Below are 19117 nucleotides of genomic sequence, written 5' to 3'. Positions count from 1 at the left end.
GAATCAATAGCTCCTTTGGGTATTTTTTACGCTTTTCACCGAGTTGTCAGAAAGAGTTGATCCTTTCTTGAACATTTAGGGACGAAGACGTGTCAGTGATTGAATTGCTAATTCACAAAGATATAATAATTTTAACTATTAGGTCCTGTTAAGTACTTTGGCCCTTCAGTATCAGGTAAAGCTTCCTTCGTCTCTTACTTTGTGAAAAAATTCTCTTTGTACATACAATGATGGAGGAACGCTTTATAGACAAACTCTGAACCTATTTCGTGGGACTTCTCTAAACCTGATATTAAACGTAGCCCAAGGGATGACTGACCTAATAATTAAAAGTTTCAAATCAGTACGAAAATCGAACAGAGTTTGAAAGGAGGCAGTAAAGGATGGCAATCGATACGGTGATGTGGAGCAAGCTGGTGACAGGTATGACGCTGGGCTTCCACGCTATTTTTGCGACGCTTGGCGTCGGTATACCTCTAATGATCGCAATTGCAGAGTTCATGGGGATTCGCAAGAAGGACCCCCATTACACACTGATGGCGAAGAGGTGGTCAAGAGGGTTTGTCATTTCTGTGGCGGTTGGTGTGGTGACCGGTACAGCGATTTCACTGCAGCTGGCCCTGGTGTGGCCGAATTTTATGAAACTGGCAGGCAATGTCATAGCACTCCCGCTATTCATGGAAGTGTTTGCGTTCTTTTTTGAAGCCATCTTCTTGGGCATTTATTTGTATACGTGGGATCGATTCAAAAATCCATACATCCACTGGCTGCTGACGATTCCAATCGTCACAGGTGCAGGCATGTCGGCTGTGTTTATTACAACGGTGAACGGCTTCATGAACCAGCCTGGAGGCTTTGTCATGGAAGCAGGCCAATTCACAGCGGTTAACCCAGTGGAGGCGATGCTGAATACGGCGACGTTCTCCAAGGTGTTCCATGTATTAAGCTCAGCCTATTTGACAGGAGCTGCCCTGTTAGCCGGAATTGCAGCCTTTGCGCTTCTGAGAAAAGGGGCATCTGCATACCACAAAAAAGCCTTGAATCTCATGATGGCGGTGGTTCTGCTGTTCGGCTTACTGAACACATTAGCGGGAGATGTGTCCGCCAAATTTCTGGCCGAGCATCAGCCGGAGAAACTTGCAGCAGCAGAATGGCATTTTGAGACAGAAAGTGGCGCAGATTTGATTTTATTGGGATGGCTGAATGCGGAGCATGAAATTATAGGAGCCCTTCACCTTCCGAAACTGCTTAGCTTCCTGGCCTTTAGTGACTTTAATGCCGAAGTAACCGGACTGGAGGAGTTTCCGGAGGACGAATGGCCGCCGCTGCTCGTTCACTACCTGTTTGATTTAATGGCGGGAATCGGATTTACGCTGCTGGCTATCTCGGTTCTGTACTTCCTGTTTGTGTTCTGGAAAAAGCGCAATGAGCTGAACAAGTGGCTGCTTGGGATTATAGCACTAGGCGCACCCATGGCTTTTCTCGGAGTTGAACTGGGCTGGTTCTATGCTGAACTGGGGCGACAGCCGTGGATTATCCGGGGATATATGCGTGTTGAAGAAGCCGCCACTTCATCACCCAACATCAGAATGATCTTTTTCTTCTTCCTGCTTCTCTACATCGTTCTGGGAGTCATGTGTGTTCTCGTACTAAGACGTTTGTTCAACAATAATCCGGCAGAAGTCGAGATGGAGAAATGGATGAAGGAGAAGCGTAATCCGTCTACAGAAAAGGGTGAGCGTACATGAGTTACGAACTGATTGGCATCTCGGTGCTCTGGTTGTTCCTGTATGGCTATTTAATTGTAGCCTCCATTGATTTCGGGGCGGGTTTCTTTGCCTTTTATGCACGCTTGACGAAACAGGATCACCTGATTAATCGTCTGATCTCCCGTTATTTATCACCGGTATGGGAGATTACGAATGTATTTTTTGTCTTTTTCTATATTGGCATCGTTGGATTCTTTCCGGACACGGCTTATTATTACGGATCAGCACTGCTTGTACCGGGCAGTATTGCGGTCATTTTGCTCGCCATTCGTGGGTCGTTTTATGCCTTTGAGAACTATGGTTCCAAAAATAATATCGTGTATCTGTTTCTATATGGAGCTTCGGGATTGCTTATTCCCGCTTCGCTATCAGTGGCGCTAACGCTGTCTGAAGGTGGTTTTATCGTGAAGCAGGGTTCGACGGTTTCGCTGGATTACTGGACACTGTTTACCAATCCGTTATCATGGAGCATCGTTGGACTCGCGATTGTGTCCGTATTGTTCATTAGTAGCTCATTTCTGACCTTCTATGCGTCGCGGGCAGAGGATCACTCTGCATTGAAGCTGGTTCGTAACTATGCCCTGTTCTGGAGCACACCGACGATTATCATCGCACTGACTGCATTTATTTATTTGGGACAGCACAATGAGCGACATTTTCAAAATATGATGGATTTATGGTGGCTACTTGCGCTTTCCGTTGCCTTCTTCATGATTGCGATGTGGCTGATCTATAACGGACGCCGCTACGGATTAGCGTTTATATGTATCATGCTGCAATTTTTCTGTGCCTTTTTCGCTTACGGAATTGGTCAATATCCTTATATCCTTGATCCGTTTATTACAATTCAAAACAGTGTAACCTCACCAGCGATGGGCTTCGCACTGGTTGTTGTGTTTATCGGTGGCATGTGCATGTTGATTCCTTCCTTAATTCTGGTTTTCAAACTGTTTCTGTTTGATGCGGATTATGTTAAGGGAAAAAAATAAATTGAATTTAATATGTGATGTAAGGGAGTAATCTCACAGGTTCATAGAAAGGAGGAGAGCTTACATGAAGAGGAAAACAAGCCTGATCTCTCAACAAATGTCTGGGCAACGAAAACGTCTCGTGCTTCTTGCAGTGATTTCACTTGCGCTGGGTGCAGCGATTGTAAGTCAGGCTGCGCTGCTTGCTGAAGCAGTACAACGGATTTTTGTGGAGAAGGCTTCCCTTTCGTCGGTCGTCATGCTGCTCGGGATACTTCTGGCTGTCATGGTAGTACGTACAGGGTTGTCTTATGGGAACGGAAAAGTTGGTTTGCATATGGCTTCCAGTGCGAAGACGAATCTGCGAGCAGCCGTGCTGCAACATTTGACCCATGCCTCGATGCCATCAACCCTTCGTGGACAAACAGGCGGAAAGGTCAGTGTTGCTCTGGATGCTGTGGATGAGGCTGACAGTTATTTCAGTCAGTACATGCCGCGTATGATGGAGGCTGCCATCATTCCGATTCTGATTTTGGTGGTAACGTTTATGCAGCATGCCAATTCAGGCTTCATTATGCTGTTTACGGCACCGTTTATCCCCTTGTTCATGATTTTGGTGGGACTAAAAACAAAGAACAAATCAGAGGAGAAATATGCGCAGCTGGCCGAGTTCTCCGGTACGTTTCTTGACTCTCTTCAAGGGCTGGTTTCGTTGAAAATATTTGGACGGGCTCACCGTCAGCAGCAGGAGATTGAACGCGCTAGCCTCGGTTACCGCGATGCCACGATGGGCATTTTGCGGATTGCGTTTACCAATACGTTCATGCTGGAATCGATCGTAATGCTAAGCATCGGTATCGTGGCTCTTGAGCTTGCAATCCAGCTGCTTGTATTCAAATCGATGGCGTTCCATACCGCGTTTCTCGTGCTGCTGCTCGTTCCCGAGTTTTACAGTCTGTTGAAAAATACGGGAACGGCTTTTCACAGCGGGCGAACAAGTATGGGAGCGGTTCGTAAGGTAGAGCAGATGCTTGAGGAAACGGCTGGGGAGAGTATATCGGTAGATGGCAAAGAAGAATCCGGTATATCTGATGGAATTGACGAGGTCGATAACATGGATCGGATGGAAAGAGGAAACGGGATAGGGACATTGCAAATGGACCGTTCCAATGGCAGTTCCATACCGCCGACCATCATATTGAACCATCTCCGATTTCGGTATGCGCCCGAATCATTCGAGCTTGAGACTGGTCGAGCACAGCTTGATCCGGGAGAATACATTGCCATTGTCGGCAAAAGTGGTTCAGGGAAAACGACGTTACTCCATCTCATTGCGGGTTTGCTGAAGCCAGCATCAGGAGAGGTTCTGGTAAATGGACAGCCGCTATTCAAATATGATGAGACTTCATGGTTCGAACACGTTAGCTACATTACACAGCATCCCTATATTTTTGCAGGTACATTTGCTGAGAACATTGCGATTGGTGCTGGGCGAAATGTATCCAGGACTGAAATCGAGCAGGCGGCAGAGGTTGCCGGGCTTGCCGAACTTGCTGCCCAATTGGAGCATGGCTTCGATACCTTGGTTGGTGAAGGAGGAAGGGGGCTGTCTGGTGGGGAAAAGCAGCGACTTGCCTTGGCACGTGCTTTTTTGAAGCGCCCATCCATCATATTGTTTGATGAACCCACGGTAGGACTGGATCTGCGCACAGAGCAGATATTGCAACATTCCATTGCCACATTGGCAGAAACCGCGACGATGATTACGGTGGCTCACCGGTTATATACGATTCAACATGCTGATCGTATATTGTTTATGGACGACGGTGTGCTAGTAGATTCGGGACGCCATGAAGAGCTTATGGCGCGCCTACCCCAGTATGCCGAGATGATTGATGTTCAACGAAAGGGGGGCTTATCATGAATGAGCTAGCGATTTTGTCCAAAGCCATGATTCAGGAGCGAAAGGATATCATTCTTTCTATTCTAGGTGGGTTTATTGCAGGGATAGCAGGAGTGGCCCTCTTCTCGGCTAGCGGATATCTGATTTCGCAAACGGTCTTCGCGCCACCGCTTTACACCTTAATTGTACTCACCTCGCTGGTCAAGCTGCTTGGACTGCTTCGGGCGGCCAGTCGTTACGGAGAGCGCTTGTATTCACACCGGGCGACATTTTCCATGCTTAGCCGTTTGCGTACATCCTTTTTTGCCCGACTCATTCCTTTGACGCCGGGTATATTGAACAAAAAACGAAGCGGGGACCTGCTTGCGCGCATTGTTGGGGATGTGGAGAGTCTGCAACATTATTTTTTGCGCGTCGCTTATCCACCGATTATTGTTGTTATGGTCTTTTTGGCTACAGTGTTGTTTACTTCTGCCTTTTCATTCTGGATTGCGGTTTTGTTTGTAGTAGGTATGCTCACAACGACATTGGTTGTACCAGGAATAGTTTTGCTTGGACAGCGAAAAATACATGGACACGTTCGCGAACAACGGGCACTGCTTTCCACAGAAGTCACCGAAGTATTGTATGGGTTCCGGGATTTGAAAGTGTACGGACAACTGACTCAACGGGAGCAGCAGCTGCAGAAGGCTTCTGCTGCGTTGACGGTCCAGCAGCATCGGGCTGCCGGACACCTCCTGCGTGGGCAATCCATGCATGCTTTGGTTACGTTCCTTATTTCCTGGGGCGTGCTGACACTTGGTGCTTATCTGATTATCGATGGAGCGCTGGCTGGCGTGTTTCTTGCAATGCTGGTCATGGCCTCACTAACCGTATTCGAAGAAGCTGCGGCAATGGCGACATTACCTTTGTATAAGCAGGATAGCGAGCACGCAGCCAAACGTCTGACGGAAACCATACAGACCTCCGACAGGCAGTCTGTGTCTACACAGCCAGAAGGAGCGTTATCTGCCAATCAGGCTGTTTCGCTTGATCTCTCCGATGTTACGTTTCAATATGAAGGGGAGTGGAGACCAGCGTTAAAGGACATTTCGCTGCATATTTTACCCGGCTCCAAAACGGCGATTGTCGGACCGAGCGGATCAGGCAAATCAACGATTATTGAACTGCTGCTTAAACTGCGTACACCTACAACTGGGGAGATTCAATTAAATGACATTTCGTTGAAGGAACTGGATGAGGCATGCATTTGGCAGACGGCTAATGTTGTCTTGCAGCAAAGTCATTTCTTCCGGGGAACGATCCGGGATAACCTTTTGCTGAATGATGAAGAACATTCGGATGAACAACTGGTAGATGTGCTGGAAAAAGTACAGCTGCCGAATACAGCTTTAACCGATGTAGTATATGAAAAAGGGGAAAACCTGTCGGATGGTGAGAAGCAAAGACTGGCTTTGGCACGGGCCATGCTTCGTAAGAGACGGTTATGGCTTCTCGATGAACCTACTTCCTCAATGGATTACGTTACAGAAGAACGTGTGATGAAACATCTCTACGCACAAGCAGCTGAGGATACGCTTCTCTTGATCTGTCATCGGCTTACTGGTCTGGAAGAGATGGACCGCATTGTAGTGCTGGAACAGGGAATGGTAGTGGAAGCAGGTTCCTATGCGGAGTTAATGGAGCAAAAAGGTTATTTTTATGAGTTGAAAAAGATAGAGCGGCAAATGATCGGAGAAGTTGGAGTATAGAGAGCAAGATACACACAGATACGAATGAAAGAGTATGCGTCAATGCAGCTTAAACATTCACCTTACAAAAAAATACACTCGCACACGTTTATACTGTGTGGAGTGTATTTGTATTACCGTAAAGAAATGAGGGTAAGCATCAGTCAATTGAAGCTTCGATTAACAGCTTGTACTCCAGTACAATAGACCTTAATGGCCTCCTGTATTGGAAGCCCAGACAGGATACCAACCTGCACTCGGTGTTTCTGTATTGTATAGCACCAAATTGCCGTCGTTTTGAACGATGAGCACGTTACCCCTGAGGTTGGGTGGCAGATTGTCCGCTCCATAGTACGATGTAGACCATGCCTTGTTGTCTGACGTCCAGTAAGGTGTGTTTTGGGGATCCTGGAGCACTAGTTTTCCACTCCAATAATCAATCTTGAAATGATTTATTCTCGTGTCATTGGTCTTGGTGTTCCATAACATCGTGTGTGTGCGGTTATCCCAGAGCTGTAGGTCGCCGTAGACGCTGTATTGCAGTGAAAACCTGACGTTGTTGGATACGAGTGGAATCGAATTGTTATACATGATGTCATAAATGAGGCGGTCTCCAGCTGCAGATGCTGATGGAGCGCTGGAAAGCAAAAACATGAAAATTGCAGCAAATAGCAAAACAGCTTTTTTCATAAGATCCTCTTTTCTGGGATATATTTTAAATTACATACCAAATATATCATATCTCTATATCAAAAATGTATAAAATTTCAAGTGGGAAGAAAATATTTTTGGGAGTTTTATATTTTTTCTTAACTTCGTGTAATAACTTATATTCGACATAGAAAACTAAAGGATTATTCTACCTAAATCAATCTATTTTAGGATAATCCAACTTCCATGTTACACATCGTTATCGTTGATATGTCAGTTTGAAAATTGAGAAAGATCTGGATACATTAGGAAGTAACTATTTAAAGATTTGCCATTATAATCAGATATGCCTAAGAGAGAAATGTGTGTTCCAAAATGATGAATAAATAAATTTTTAGAGATCGCTTGATTTTTTTTAATGTATCTGATATTGTAAGACCTGTGATTTTGGAAAGCAGATATATCAACATGAATCAGTTCTTTCCAGCAGATAATTTTTGACCACTTCTCTTAAGGAAGTTAAGGCCATACGGACAGCCGGGTCAAACGCCGATTGGCAACTTATGTTGCCTTATTGATTGAGTTAAAAGCTCAAATTTTATAAGTTGGTTACTTTACAACCAGTGCATCTGCACATCAACTTGTGAAACGGTCAATAAGAGTGGTAAAGGCGAATTATTTGCTATATAGACTCTGATCTGATATTGATATACATGAAGAAGCTTTCCGCTAGAGGAGTTCTTTTGAACTTTTTTAGTTATGGAAACTTTGCGTCTTTTTAATGATGTATATCGACAAGCAAGTGTGATGATGCGCGTTTGGGGCATTTTTCACCTTGCTTTTTTTGTTGGTTCAGAACGGGCGGAAAGTTGAAAAATGAGAAAAATAATGAAGTTAATTTAAAAAAAATTCATATTGGGTTAGGAGAATGGAAAATGGGAAAAGCACTAATCATCGGCGCCGGCGGCGTAGCTTCAGTAGCAGTTCATAAATGCGTTCAAAACAGCGAAGTATTTGAGGAAATCTGCATCGCAAGTCGTACGAAATCCAAATGTGACGATCTTAAAGCGAAGTTGGACGGCGGTAAAACAAAAATTACGACAGCTCAAGTGGATGCCGACAACGTTGACGAACTGATCGCACTGATCAACGAAGTTAAACCGGATATCGTCATGAACCTGGCATTGCCTTACCAAGACCTGACAATCATGGATGCTTGCCTTGCAACGAAAACGAACTACATGGATACAGCGAACTATGAGCCGGAAGATACGGCAAAATTTGAATATAAATGGCAATGGGATTACAAAGAGCGCTTTGAAAAAGCGGGAATTACAGCTTTGCTAGGCAGTGGATTTGACCCAGGTGTTACTGGTGTATTCTCTGCTTATGCCCTGAAACATTACTTTGACGAGATTGAATATATTGACATTCTGGATTGCAACGGTGGGGATCACGGCTATCCGTTCGCAACCAACTTCAACCCTGAAATCAACATCCGCGAAGTTTCGGCTAACGGAAGATACTGGGAAAAAGGTGAATGGATCGAAACGAAACCAATGGAAATCAAACGTGTCTATGACTTCAAAGAAGTTGGCGAGAAAGACATGTACCTGCTTTATCATGAAGAGCTGGAGTCCTTGGCTAAAAACATGCCTGGTCTGAAACGCATTCGTTTCTTCATGACATTTGGTCAAAGCTACCTTACGCACTTGAAAGCACTTGAAAATGTGGGCATGACTTCGATCGAACCTATCGAATACGAAGGCAATCAAATCATTCCGCTGCAATTCCTGAAGGCGGTACTGCCAGATCCGGCGTCCCTTGGACCACGTACTGTGGGCAAAACGAACATCGGTTGCATTTTCAAAGGTAAAAAAGACGGCAAAGACAAAACGTACTACGTTTACAACATTTGTGATCACCAAGAATGCTACAAAGAAGTTGGTTCCCAAGCCATCTCTTACACAACAGGTGTTCCAGCTATGATTGGTGCAGCAATGGTGATGACAGGTAAATGGAACAAACCAGGCGTATACAACGTTGAAGAGTTCAACCCAGATCCATTCATGGAAGAGTTGAACAAATGGGGTCTCCCATGGGTTGAAGATTTCAAACCAGTACTCGTTGACGAATTGCCAGAAGAAGTCAAAGAATCGGAGCTTGTTCGTTAAGATGCGGTTTGAGCAATTACCGACGCCATGTTTTGTTGTTGACGAAGGACTTATCGAAAGAAATCTCAAAATCCTGAACGGTGTCATGCAACGTACAGGAGCCAAAATCGTGCTGGCTCAGAAAGCATTTTCCATGACCACGATGTATCCGCTCATTGGAGAATATCTGAGCGGTGCAACGGCAAGCGGGCTGTATGAAGCCCGCCTGGGTCATGAGGAGATGGGCAAAGAGAACCACGTCTTTGCCCCGGCTTATCGCGAAGATGAGATCGATGAAATCCTTTCGATTACTGATCATATTATCTTCAATTCATTCTCCCAACTGGAGAAATTCAAGGGCAAAGCGCTTCAGGCTGGTCGAAAAGTAGGCCTGCGTATTAACCCTGAATGCTCGACTCAGGAGGGGCATGAGATTTACGATCCATGTTCTCCTGGTTCAAGGTTCGGTGCAAAGCAAGAAGATTTCCGTGCTGAGCTGTTGGAAGGAGTCTCCGGACTGCATTTCCATACCTTGTGCCAGCAAAATTCAGATGATCTGGAAACGACGCTGAATGCGGTAGAAGAGAAGTTTGGACAATGGCTGCCACAAATGGAATGGATCAACTTCGGCGGTGGACACCACATCACACGCGAGGATTACGACATTCCTAGACTGGAAGCCTGCATTAAACGCATGCAGGAAAAATATGGTCTGGAAGTATATCTGGAGCCGGGCGAAGCGGTTGCGCTGAACGCGGGCTTCCTGGTGACTTCTGTGCTCGATTTCCACAAGAACGGTATGGACATTGCCATTCTGGATACCTCGGCAACATGCCATATGCCGGACGTGCTGGAAATGCCGTATCGCCCGCCGCTTATCGGTTCGGGAGAAGCAGGGGAGAAAGCCCACCTGTATCGTCTGGGTGGACAAACTTGCCTGTCAGGTGATGTGATCGGCGATTATTCGTTTGACCAACCGCTCAAAACGGGTGACAGACTGGTATTTGAGGACATGGCGATCTACTCCATGGTCAAAACCAATACATTTAACGGTATGCCGCTGCCAGCCATTGCTGTGAAAAGAAAAGATGGCGATTGCGAAGTGGTTCGCGAGTTCGGGTATCAGGACTTCAAAATGAGATTGGCTTAACTTCATTATTCCTTACTTTATACTGCGTTTTCAGACAGAATGGTCTATTTTATAATAAATCCGTTTCTGTTAGGAAATGATCCAATATAAGACGCTCCTAGTACCAATCCAATTGGGTACTAGGAGCGTCTTTTTTGTGTTTGACTTGATGTATATTATTCCCGACTAAAAGAGCCAACGGTTACATTTTTATATACATAAAATAAGTTTTGTGGACTAACTTTGAAGTAGATTTCAGTGATATGCATATCGTCTCCAATAATCGTCATAATAAGGAAAAGTTGCTGGAAGAAGGGAGGCTAGGGTAGTGGATGAACAATCTGCCATGATCAGGAAAGATGAAAGCATCACCAAAAGTTTAGACGAATCCATCCTTAGAATTGAAGAAATTTTCACAGATACTCCCGATCTGATCATTCGAAAGCTACATATAAAACAAACTGGAGAACAAGCTACCATCATCTATATGGAAGCATTGACTGACAAAACGTCGCTTAATCATGATGTTCTTGCTCCGCTTCAGCTCGAAACCGGAAACCCCTCCGAAGACTTCATAACAACGGTTGGATATATGAAGCCGTATACCAAGTGGGATGATCTCAAACTTTCCATTATCCTCGGCTATAGCGTACTGTTTATCGAAGGAAGAAGTATCGCCTATGCACTAGATACAAAAGGTTTGCCGCAGCGAGCGATTGAGGATCCTCAGCAGGAGCCATCACTGAAAGGAGCTCATCAAGGATTTACTGAGACCGGTTCTCAAAATATAGCCATGATCCGCCGTTATATCGCGGACAAAGAGTTAAAGCTCAAACGGTATATCGTTGGGAAGCGAGGCCAAACGGAAGTATCCTTGCTTTATTTGGAAGATGTGGCGAAACCGGAGATGATTAAAGTACTCGAAGAACGGATTCAATCCATAGATGTGGATGCCATTATTAACACTGGAGAATTAGCAGAATTTATTGAAGACCAACCCCTTGCTTTACTACCCCAAATCATTACGACAGAAAGACCGGATACAGCTGCTTCTCAAATACTGCAAGGACGATGTGTCGTTGTGGTCGATGGTTCTCCCAGTGTGTTGGTAGCTCCTGTTACCTTCATGTCCTTTTTTCAGACGGTTGATGATTACAGTTCCAGATGGTCCATTTCGTCATTTCTTAGAGTTTTACGTATGTTTGCCTTTTTCATCGCCATTTTTTTGCCTGGATTTTTTATATCAGTCATTTCATTTCATTTTGAGATAATACCGATGAAACTGTTGTTAACGCTTGGTGAATCAAGGGGCCAAGTTCCATTCCCTCCATTCGTTGAGGCAATCATTATGGAAATCACACTTGAGATGCTAAGGGAAGCGGGGGTTCGGCTTCCAGCTCCGGTAGGGCAGACCGTAGGGATCGTGGGAGGTATTGTCATTGGACAGGCGGTTGTTCAGGCTGGGCTGATCAGCAATGTGATGGTTATCGTCGTCGCTTTTACAGCTATCTCATCTTTTATTATTCCTAATCCAGATATGATGGCAGCTGTACGCCTCATGCGTTTCATGATGATGATACTCGCTAACTGGTTTGGGTTCATCGGACTAGTCGTGGGTATGATGACCATCATCGGCCGATTAATAACATTAAACTCGCTCAATACCTCCTATAGCACACCTATAGCTCCATTTAGAGCTGCGGATTGGAAGGATACCTTATTACGGGTACCGTTGTGGATGATGAACAACCGTCCCGTAAGCACGCAATCACGTCAGTCAAGACGCCAGGGGAAAAGTAGAGGATGGAAGGAGAAAAACTAGCAAATGAAGACTTTTCGTCCGGTAACTATGCTTCAATTCATTCTTATTATTTCTACTTTCCAAATCAGCGTTGCTTTTTTGTCTCTTCCAAGAGAACTCGCAAGACATGCGGGGACGGATGGTTGGCTAGTGATTTTCTTGGGCTGGGGACTGGCGACGTTGGCCTCCATAGCGATCGTCAAGGTGATGAGATATAATCCAAACAGCTCAATACTAGAATTGATTCAGCGTTATATTGGCGTGTGGGCAGCAAAAATGGCTGCTTTTATATTTATGGCCTATTATTTGCTTCTGGCATATGACGGTTATATGGTTGCTTCACTTGTCATTAAATTATGGTTATTGCCGAGCACATATATTTATATTCTAGTCCTGCTGCTGCTCATACCCACATTTCAGATTGCGCAACATGGTTTCCAGGCGATTGGCCGGTATAGTGAAATTGTCACGATGCTCTCCGTTTGGATTCCGTTCATTTATGTATCTACGCTGAGTCATGCCCATTGGCTCTATTTACTGCCCATCTTTAAAGAGGGATGGTTTCCGGTTCTTTCATCCATAAAATTTATGATCTATCCGATGCTTGGCATCGGTTTAGTTTTGTTTCTCTATCCCCATCTAGTTAACAAAGAAAAGGCATTGCCTGCCATGATGATATCAAACACGCTTACTTGCATGGTTTACTTGGGAATCACGCTGATTTGTTACGTGTATTTTAGCCCAGATGAGATCGGGGAGTATAACGACCCGGTGATTAGCATTATGAAGTCCATTGAATTCCAGTTTATAGAGCGGGTGGAAGTGCTATTTATTGCATTTTATCTGTTTGTGTTCTCATGCATATGGATTCCCTCCATGTATCTGGTGTCGAAGTGCTCTGCATCGCTGGTGGGAAAGGGTCAGGAAAGATACCACCTTGCAGTGTGGTGTGTTGTCATTGAACTTAGCTTTTTCCTCTATCGGCCTAGCTTTATTGAATCAGCCCAAATAAACTATGCACTTAATTACATTGGATTTATGATGGAGTTTGCTCTGCCTGCGGGCATTCTTCTGTATGTAGCGATCCGCAAAAAGATGGGACGGGGGCGAGACTTATGAAATGGGGCGTAAAATTCATGATCTCGAGTCTGTTTTGTATTTTATTGGCTGCGCTCACAGGTTGCTCCAACGACAAAACCAATTTAGAAGATGCAACGGTTCCATTGGCTCTTGGTTTGGATGTCATAGATAAAAAGCTCCATTATTATATATCTGCACCTGTATTCAGTAAAGACATTCAAAAGAAAAGCCGGGAAGGGGGAGGAATAGCAGAAGGTTTAAGGCAGTCGAGGAATCAGCAGGATGCCCAATTTCCGGGTTCGCTTGCGGGACGTAATTATCAAGTCATTATTATAGGAAAACAATTGCTTCAATATAAGGATTGGTTTAAAGTGCTTGATGTTACGTTCCGTGATCCTCGGAATACGATTACCGATCGCATCGTTGCTTTTGATGGTTCTATTGCGGATATTTTTCAGTTTCAAGCAAAAGACCAACCGCCGTTACCTTTATTTGTAAAAGCGATTGTGGATTCAGGCAGTAGAAGTTCAGCTACTGTGAAAACAACCGCGCAGGAGCTGCATAGACAATTGAATGACCGAGCGATGACGCCTTCCATCTCGGAGATCAAGATCGAAAATAACAAGATTATGCTAAAAGGAACGACTCTTTTATCCCAAAAAGGGCAATACAGAACTTCTCTGTCTTATCAGGAAACGTCACTTCTTCATATTTTGAAAAATCAAGCTGAGCCAGGGGTCAGTTTAACTTTTCAGGTTGATGACCTACAACAAACATTGCCCTTTAACATCGACAAGGTGAGTTTTTCTTTAGGCGATATTTCCGTAAAAACTAAATCCTTTTATGAAAATGGCAGATTTCAATACAAAATTAAAGTAAAGTCGATCATTATTATAACTGAAAAGTTTCTTGAATTTGAACTTTTGGAAAATTCTGAGGAAATGGAAAATAAATTGAGTAAGGAAATGAAAAAAAACATTGAGGCGCTCATCAAAAAGTGCCAGGACTATGAAATTGATCCTTTCGGGTTTGGATTTTATGCCAGGGCATATCAATACCCCTTATATAAGGAAGCGCAGTCTAACTGGGGGCAAGAACTATCCCGAGCTGATTTTGATGTGGAAGTTGATCTTCGAATCGGCGCCACTGGAGCTGTGGAGTAATTGATACAATCAACAGAAGCAGTCCTGCTAATAAATATTATTAATTTGCCAAAATAGTGATATTTATTATAGACTATTTTTTATCGGTTAATTGTCCAAGGGGGAAAAGGAATGAATCAAAGGAACGTGCAAAAATCGAACAAACTGAAAATCATCTCCAAAGTATTATTGATTATGATCGGGGCTTTTATCACCTCGTATGGACTGGAAGCCGTATTAATTCCAAACAATGTATCAGACGGTGGTGTGACAGGTCTTAGTATCGTTGGTTCACAACTGTTTGGTTTACCGTTAGGGATGCTGATTGGTATCATCAACATTCCATTTGTATGGTTAGGTTACAAACAAATAGGTAAGAGCTTTGCTATTTACTCCATTATCGGTATTGCCTCGCTAGCTGTGGGTACAAGCCTTATGCACCATGTACCCACGATTATTCAAGGGGATACACTATTAATTACCGTTGTGGGTGGGATTATCATCGGTTTTGGTATGGGTTTGGCGCTACGTAACGGTGGAGCATTGGATGGAATCGATATGTTGGCTGTCCTGCTTTCACGCAAATTACCTTTTGGAACCAGTGATCTAATCTTATTCTTGAACATGTTTGTCTTTATTGTCGTATCAACTGTATTTGGTCTGCAAGGGGCGATCTTGTCCGCACTTGCATATTACATCGCTTCCAAAGTGATACATATCGTTGAAGAAGGTTTGAGCGGCTCCAAAACCTTTAAAATTATCACCAATCAACCGGAAATCATGGTCGAAACCATTCGTGACCGATTAGGTCGTGGAGCAACCTATACCGATGCTTACGGTGGTTATTCCAATGAACAATTCAAAGAGATTACCTGCGTAATCAACCGTATGGAAGAAAGCAAAATCAAGGATATCATTCACGAAATTGATCCCAACGCTTTTATTGTAGTGTACGACGTAGCCGAAGTGAAGGGCGGAAATTTCAAAAAGAAAGATATTCACTAATCACTACAATGAGTTGGAGTTACTGTCGCAGAGAAAAGGATTTAACATACTAACATACAAAAAGTCGCTAATAATTTAGCGGCTTTTTTTGTTATAAAGGTAGAAGTTATAGTATCAAGTCGTCGTATCCAATAACTTCTACCTTAAGGAGTTTATCATTCTTTGACAATCCGCAACTGTATTTCGGTCAGAAATTGCGCGGTAATGATCGTATCACGATTATCAATTTCATAGATTTCAAAAGGATCCCCCATTACACAGAGCCCTTTTTCATTCGCATAAGCAACGACCTCAAGCATTTTTTCATAACTTTGACGGTAGTTACCCCGATAAAAAAGGGAAAGATACTCACCAGCTGGCAGCATGTAATCGTAATCGATCGTTCTGGCTTCGTCAGGATCGAAGATAAAGAAGACGGAGTTAAAAACATCCTTCACGCCATGTTTTAGTTCCTCAAGCGACACGGATGCACCATATAATTGGTTTCCAAAGTCCGGAATATGACTTTTATGTTTTTGATGTAGCTTTTTAATGGCATAATCCATCTCCTCATCCCGAGTTATGCGTGTATTGAGCTGCAGACACGGCCGGTCAGGATACGTTTTGATACAGAAAACTCCTGTCTGAATTTTGCTGGCATCAGTTAACACCTTGATTCTGCCTTGAATAATACGCTGGGTAGTTTCAAGTTTGGCTATTTGTTCCTTAATCATTTCCTGTTCAGTCAATAACAGTTCAAGTGTATTTTCGACACTTTGCTGATCTAAATACGCTTTGATCTGTTGCATGGTAAAATCCAACTGGCGCAGGTCCCGAATGATGTTCAGCTTATACATATCTTGAAGGCTGTACAGACGATATCCGTTTCCGTCTCGCCGAGGCACGAGCAATCCTAATTTTTCGTAATAACGCAGCGCGTCAACACCTATTCCGTAAAGCTTCGAGATTTCATTGATTTTATAATCGTTTTTCATCGGTTTTCTTCCTCGTTTGCAATTAACTATTATATGCGTGCGCGTATGCTGAAGTCGCGCCATACACTTCCTTATACAGCAATTTTCTCACCATTTCAAATTGTGTCGGGGTCAACTTTGCCGGATAACTCATGATCTGTAAAGGTAAGGTTTGCTGACTTACAGCACGAAGGGGTGGCTGAACATAAGAATGATCTCCCAGGCAGAATCCCAGGCGCTCATAAAATCCAATCCTTCTCCGCTTTAGCTCATCTTCTGGCAATTCAACTTCCAATATAACCGGCTTGTCTGACTGGTTCATGAAACGCTCCATTAATCGCTTGCCTATGCCGTCTCCACGAATGTTCGGAGAAACAGCCAAATGCTCAACATATCTGAACGACTCGAACTCCCAGCCTGCGAGAAAGCCAATCACTTCATTCTGCTCATTTTCCTCTGTAAGAAGGCGATAGCATGAATGGGACAGCAGCTTCTTCTGTTCTGAATATTCCCGATATTCGGCTGCGGGAAACGATTGCTTCATAATTTTAAACACTTGGTCAAACTGTTTTTGCAACATCATCTTCATCCACTCCTGATTTGTAAAGCCATATTTGTTATACATCACGATAAACCCTGGTACGATACCAGAGTCAAGCCATATGGCGGAAAAGGTGGGGCAGACCGAAGTAAAGAGGAGCATTGTGACTGGAGAAGGGGGGCGATTCACAATATCTAAAAGTTTACTTATCGCAACTTTTTTTGGCCGAGGTCAAACTCTTTCGTTGTACAGACATTGTTTTACTTGGTTCAAAACGTTTCTCTAGACCCACACAACATCGTGATGATACCATCGTAAAGTGCTAGAAAACAGTTGGGATCAGGGGGATTACGTTTCGTGGAGCAAATAAAGTATGAGAACTTAAAACTAGGTGAAAAGGGAGCAATTATCAGTATTATTGCTTATATTTGTTTGACTGCAATTAAAATGATTATCGGTTATATGTCTAATTCTGAAGCTTTAAAAGCCGATGGGTTAAACAATGCTACCGATATTATAGCTTCGATCGCGGTTCTTATCGGTCTGAGACTTGCTCAACGACCTGCTGATAAAGATCATACATACGGACATTGGAAAGCAGAGACCGTTGCCTCACTGGTTGCGTCTTTCATAATGATGGTAGTTGGGCTGCAAGTGCTTTACGGAGCGATTACATCCGTCTTCCAGGGGAAAAGCGAATCTCCGGACATCATGGCAGCCTGGACAGGCATTTTATGTGCCGCTGTGATGTATCTCGTATACAGATATAACAAGAGACTTGCTTTGAAGATCAAGAGCCAGGCGGTTATGGCGGCTGCAAAAGATAATATTTCTGATGCCTGGGTTAGTATAGGGACAGTTATAGGGATTATTGGTTCACAATTCGGCCTACCATGGCTTGATCCATTAACAGCTGTAGCAGTGGGATTTCTAATATGTAAAACCGCTTGGGACATTTTTCGTGAAGCAACACACCATCTTACGGATGGATTTGACGAAGAGCTAATCAAGGAATACAGGAGTACAATCGCCAGTGTAGATGGCGTAGAGGCGGTAAAAGACTTAAGAGCCCGGAATTACGGTAATAATGCCGTTGTCGATGTGGTAATTCTGGTACGATCGGATTTGGATCTTCAGAAAGCTCATGATATTTCAACAAATGTAGAAGACGAATTGTTAAGGGAACATGAGGTATACACTGTCCATGTTCATGTTGAACCAGACTCGGATGAAGCCCCTAACGAAGCACTTAATTGATAAAACATGAGTGGCAAATATAAGGACTTGCCAATAAACATGGACATACTCTTATTGACGCATGACCAAACAGGTAGCCCTCAAGCTACCTGTTTTTTAGTTGGAAGGGTCACCGAACATGTCTTTTTGGTTTCTTTTGCGAAAACTTCTCGGAGATTCACCGACTGTTTTGGTAAATAGAATCGTAAAGTAGTTTGGGTTCTCGTACCCAACCAATTTGGAGATTTCCCATACTTTTTTCTTGGTTGAAACCAACAATCGGGTCGCTTCTCCCATTCTTCGCTGAATGAGGTAATGATAAGGGGAGGTACCGTAGCAATTTTTATACATATGAATCAAGTAATAGAAGTCGATATGGAATTGATCAGCCAAGTCTTTCAGCTTAATATTTTGACGATAGTTCGTGTCCAGATAATCTTTGATACTTTCAGCGAGGGTATTGCTTCGAACGATCTCATTTGCTGTGCGCTGATGGTGAGACATGCGATTGATAATCAGCAGAACGGCATTCAACAGATGATGAGAGATAGAGTTGTATCCTTCTTCCCGGATTGAAAATTCATTGAACATGGTCTGCATTAACGAACGGATCTCTTCGGAATAACGATTGGCACGAACAACTGGATCACTACCAGGTGGAACAACCCAATCATTGTTGACACGAGTACCCTCTTTGAAACGAAAGCCGCAATAAAAGGTGGATAAAGGGAATTCCGGGTCCGATCTTTCTTCGTGAAGTGTTCCCTTATTGTATACAAGAACATCTCCCTTTTGAGCCGAGTGCTTTGTCCCATCAATCGTGAACGAGCCCTGTCCCTCATTAACATAAATAATCTCATGCAAATCGTCATGCTTATGGGTAGGAAAACTCCAATGAGGATTATCTGCCAACTTCCCTACATAAATAATAATGCAATCTTGATCTTCATGCAGTCGGTCTGGCTCATGGCGTGTATTCATTAATGTCTTCCCTTCAAGATTCTATGGTGAAATGACAACATACATAATGTTTTGGATGAAGATCACAACAACCTT

Annotated in this window: 15 protein-coding genes; 11 read left to right on the top strand and 4 right to left on the bottom strand. The window is 43.7% G+C overall.

Translation table 11 applies throughout. The annotated features are described in order from the left end of the window. Positions 1–383 precede the first annotated feature (383 nt). The 4 genes from CS562_RS13165 (at position 384) to cydC (ending at position 6391) form a co-directional block, all read left to right on the top strand. A complete protein-coding gene (locus tag CS562_RS13165) occupies positions 384–1748 on the top strand; it encodes a cytochrome ubiquinol oxidase subunit I (RefSeq protein WP_076289171.1) in 1365 nt (454 codons plus the stop codon). Next, the gene (locus CS562_RS13160; protein WP_076289172.1) at positions 1745–2758 is read left to right on the top strand and encodes a cytochrome d ubiquinol oxidase subunit II; all 1014 of its coding nucleotides are present in this window, start codon (positions 1745–1747) and stop codon (positions 2756–2758) included. Before CS562_RS13165 ends, CS562_RS13160 begins: the two co-directional genes overlap by 4 nt. Positions 2759–2822: 64 nt before the next feature. Continuing rightward, on the top strand, positions 2823–4661 hold the full coding sequence (gene cydD, locus CS562_RS13155) for a thiol reductant ABC exporter subunit CydD (RefSeq protein WP_099856212.1): 1839 nt from the start codon (positions 2823–2825) through the stop codon (positions 4659–4661). Beyond that, positions 4658–6391, top strand: coding sequence for a thiol reductant ABC exporter subunit CydC (gene cydC, locus CS562_RS13150; protein WP_099856210.1), 1734 nt, complete (start codon positions 4658–4660; stop codon positions 6389–6391). The genes cydD and cydC overlap by 4 nt, the downstream gene beginning before the upstream one ends. A gap of 189 nt (positions 6392–6580) precedes the next feature. Here cydC and CS562_RS13145 read toward each other — a convergent pair whose 3' ends face one another. Further along, the gene (locus tag CS562_RS13145; protein ID WP_063562780.1) at positions 6581–7060 is read right to left on the bottom strand and encodes an immunoglobulin domain-containing protein; all 480 of its coding nucleotides are present in this window, start codon (positions 7058–7060) and stop codon (positions 6581–6583) included. 896 nt (positions 7061–7956) lie between these two features. Between CS562_RS13145 and CS562_RS13140 the strand changes: the two genes are divergently transcribed. The 6 genes from CS562_RS13140 to CS562_RS13115 all read left to right on the top strand — a co-directional run bounded on the left by CS562_RS13140 (position 7957) and on the right by CS562_RS13115 (position 15331). Further along, positions 7957–9195, top strand: a complete 1239-nt coding sequence (locus CS562_RS13140; protein WP_099856208.1) for a saccharopine dehydrogenase family protein — start codon at positions 7957–7959, stop codon at positions 9193–9195. A 1-nt stretch (position 9196) separates the two neighbouring features. Then, the gene (nspC, locus tag CS562_RS13135; protein ID WP_076289177.1) at positions 9197–10324 is read left to right on the top strand and encodes a carboxynorspermidine decarboxylase; all 1128 of its coding nucleotides are present in this window, start codon (positions 9197–9199) and stop codon (positions 10322–10324) included. A 325-nt stretch (positions 10325–10649) separates the two neighbouring features. Then, on the top strand, positions 10650–12125 hold the full coding sequence (locus CS562_RS13130) for a spore germination protein (protein ID WP_099856731.1): 1476 nt from the start codon (positions 10650–10652) through the stop codon (positions 12123–12125). A gap of 3 nt (positions 12126–12128) precedes the next feature. Beyond that, positions 12129–13223, top strand: a complete 1095-nt coding sequence (locus CS562_RS13125) for a GerAB/ArcD/ProY family transporter (protein WP_099856206.1) — start codon at positions 12129–12131, stop codon at positions 13221–13223. Then, on the top strand, positions 13220–14347 hold the full coding sequence (locus tag CS562_RS13120; RefSeq protein WP_099856204.1) for a Ger(x)C family spore germination protein: 1128 nt from the start codon (positions 13220–13222) through the stop codon (positions 14345–14347). Before CS562_RS13125 ends, CS562_RS13120 begins: the two co-directional genes overlap by 4 nt. A gap of 111 nt (positions 14348–14458) precedes the next feature. Then, the gene (locus CS562_RS13115; protein ID WP_076289180.1) at positions 14459–15331 is read left to right on the top strand and encodes a YitT family protein; all 873 of its coding nucleotides are present in this window, start codon (positions 14459–14461) and stop codon (positions 15329–15331) included. Positions 15332–15486: 155 nt separating this feature from the next. Here the strand turns inward: CS562_RS13115 and CS562_RS13110 are convergent, their stop codons facing one another. Together CS562_RS13110 and CS562_RS13105 are read right to left on the bottom strand one after the other, a co-directional pair. Further along, positions 15487–16305, bottom strand: coding sequence for a MerR family transcriptional regulator (locus CS562_RS13110; protein WP_099856202.1), 819 nt, complete (start codon positions 16303–16305; stop codon positions 15487–15489). A gap of 22 nt (positions 16306–16327) precedes the next feature. Continuing rightward, positions 16328–16867, bottom strand: coding sequence for a GNAT family N-acetyltransferase (locus CS562_RS13105; RefSeq protein ID WP_099856200.1), 540 nt, complete (start codon positions 16865–16867; stop codon positions 16328–16330). A gap of 315 nt (positions 16868–17182) precedes the next feature. Here CS562_RS13105 and CS562_RS13100 point away from each other — a divergent pair, with 315 nt between their 5' ends. Continuing rightward, positions 17183–18082, top strand: a complete 900-nt coding sequence (locus tag CS562_RS13100) for a cation diffusion facilitator family transporter (RefSeq protein ID WP_099856197.1) — start codon at positions 17183–17185, stop codon at positions 18080–18082. Between the two features lie 96 nt (positions 18083–18178). Here the strand turns inward: CS562_RS13100 and CS562_RS13095 are convergent, their stop codons facing one another. Further along, on the bottom strand, positions 18179–19042 hold the full coding sequence (locus CS562_RS13095) for an AraC family transcriptional regulator (protein ID WP_099856195.1): 864 nt from the start codon (positions 19040–19042) through the stop codon (positions 18179–18181). Positions 19043–19117 lie beyond the last annotated feature (75 nt).

It is taken from the genome of Paenibacillus sp. LK1, assembly GCF_002750415.1.
Taxonomy (GTDB): Bacteria; Bacillota; Bacilli; order Paenibacillales; family Paenibacillaceae; genus Paenibacillus; species Paenibacillus taichungensis.
This window is presented reverse-complemented; position numbering and strand designations above follow the sequence as displayed.

What these genes read in the sequence shown, in the direction of transcription:
- CS562_RS13165 (WP_076289171.1), top strand. Translation starts at nt 384, where the DNA reads ATGGCAATCGATACGGTGATGTGGAGCAAGCTGGTGACAGGTATGACG.
- CS562_RS13160 (WP_076289172.1), top strand. Translation starts at nt 1,745, where the DNA reads ATGAGTTACGAACTGATTGGCATCTCGGTGCTCTGGTTGTTCCTGTAT.
- cydD (WP_099856212.1), top strand. Translation starts at nt 2,823, where the DNA reads ATGAAGAGGAAAACAAGCCTGATCTCTCAACAAATGTCTGGGCAACGA.
- cydC (WP_099856210.1), top strand. Translation starts at nt 4,658, where the DNA reads ATGAATGAGCTAGCGATTTTGTCCAAAGCCATGATTCAGGAGCGAAAG.
- CS562_RS13145 (WP_063562780.1), bottom strand. Translation starts at nt 7,060, where the DNA reads ATGAAAAAAGCTGTTTTGCTATTTGCTGCAATTTTCATGTTTTTGCTT.
- CS562_RS13140 (WP_099856208.1), top strand. Translation starts at nt 7,957, where the DNA reads ATGGGAAAAGCACTAATCATCGGCGCCGGCGGCGTAGCTTCAGTAGCA.
- nspC (WP_076289177.1), top strand. Translation starts at nt 9,197, where the DNA reads ATGCGGTTTGAGCAATTACCGACGCCATGTTTTGTTGTTGACGAAGGA.
- CS562_RS13130 (WP_099856731.1), top strand. Translation starts at nt 10,650, where the DNA reads ATGATCAGGAAAGATGAAAGCATCACCAAAAGTTTAGACGAATCCATC.
- CS562_RS13125 (WP_099856206.1), top strand. Translation starts at nt 12,129, where the DNA reads ATGAAGACTTTTCGTCCGGTAACTATGCTTCAATTCATTCTTATTATT.
- CS562_RS13120 (WP_099856204.1), top strand. Translation starts at nt 13,220, where the DNA reads ATGAAATGGGGCGTAAAATTCATGATCTCGAGTCTGTTTTGTATTTTA.
- CS562_RS13115 (WP_076289180.1), top strand. Translation starts at nt 14,459, where the DNA reads ATGAATCAAAGGAACGTGCAAAAATCGAACAAACTGAAAATCATCTCC.
- CS562_RS13110 (WP_099856202.1), bottom strand. Translation starts at nt 16,305, where the DNA reads ATGAAAAACGATTATAAAATCAATGAAATCTCGAAGCTTTACGGAATA.
- CS562_RS13105 (WP_099856200.1), bottom strand. Translation starts at nt 16,867, where the DNA reads ATGATGTTGCAAAAACAGTTTGACCAAGTGTTTAAAATTATGAAGCAA.
- CS562_RS13095 (WP_099856195.1), bottom strand. Translation starts at nt 19,042, where the DNA reads ATGAATACACGCCATGAGCCAGACCGACTGCATGAAGATCAAGATTGC.